This is a genomic window from Janthinobacterium sp. BJB426 (genome assembly GCF_002735705.1).
GTDB lineage: Bacteria > Pseudomonadota > Gammaproteobacteria > Burkholderiales > Burkholderiaceae_D > Janthinobacterium.
Genome location: NZ_PDZL01000051.1, coordinates 1 through 1,171 on the forward strand (window position 1 = coordinate 1; position 1,171 = coordinate 1,171).

A 1,171-nucleotide genomic window follows, 5' to 3' on the forward strand; every position below is an offset into this window, starting at 1 on the left:
TGCAGCTCAGTTGGGAATACAGCACCGACCTGTTCGATGCGGCCACGGTGGCACGCTTCGCGGCCAGTTTTGAATTCCTGTTGAGCGCAATGTTGGCGCAGCTTGATGCGCCGATCTCTTCGCTGTCCTGCCTGCCGCCGGCAGAGCGATCGCGTCTGTTGGCACTGAGCGGCAAGGACGTAGCGGGATCGACTTCGCTGCTGCTGCCGGAGCGTTGCGCGCGAGTGGCGCGTCTGCATCCGGACCTGGTCGCCGTGGAAGATGGGGTGACATCGCTGTCGTACGGGGCACTGGACGTGCAGTCGAACCGGCTGGCCCATGCGCTGTTGCAGCGCGGCGTCGGGCGCGACGACTTCGTCGCGTTCTGCGTCGGGCGTAGCGTGCTGCTGCCGGTGACGGCACTGGGGATCATGAAGGCGGGAGCGGCCTATATTCCGCTGACGGCCGAGGTGCCTGTCGCCCGCGTTGCCGATATCATCACCGATGCCAAGGTGCGCTGGTTGATCGCTGACGGCGAACAGCGTCATTTGCTTTCGGGATGCGGCGCCACGGTCCTTGACCTGTCCGAGCTGCTGCTTGATGCGGCCCTGCCTGACACGGCTCCCGCGCTCGTGCTGGTGCCGGAACAGCTGGCCTATGCGACGTTTACGTCGGGAACAACCGGGCGCCCCAAAGGGGTGATGATCGAGCATGGTGGCCTGGCTGCCATCGGTGCGGCCTGGGATGACATCTACCAGTTGGCGCTGAAGGGCGACCGCTGGCTGCAGATGGCGAACGCCAATTTCGACGTATTTGCGGGGGATTTGGTGCGTACGCTCGGTTTTGGCAATACGCTGGTGATCTGTCCACGCGCGGTACTGCTCGATGCGCAGGCGCTCACCGCCTGGCTGCATGACGAACGCATCACGGCGGCCGAATTCGTGCCAGCGGTGCTGCGCGAATTATGCGCCTATCTTGAAGAGAGTGCCTCAAGCGCTCCGCCGATGCGCTTGCTGGTGGTCGGTTCGGATAGCTGGTATGGAGCCGACCAGGCACGGGTACGGGCCGCGTTCGGTGTATCGCCACGGCTGATTAATACCTATGGGGTGACTGAAGCGACCATCGACAGCAGCTACCACGAGGGGCAGGAAACCGGGCAGGGAATGGTGCCGATCGGGCGTCCGTTCGCAGG

At 64.0% G+C, this 1,171-nt stretch carries 1 protein-coding gene; it reads left to right on the forward strand.

Features of this window, described 5'->3' with window-relative positions; genetic code table 11:
• Window positions 1-1,171 (forward strand): AMP-binding protein (locus CSQ93_RS28475; protein ID WP_158301416.1); only part of this gene is annotated, 1,171 nt, incomplete at both ends.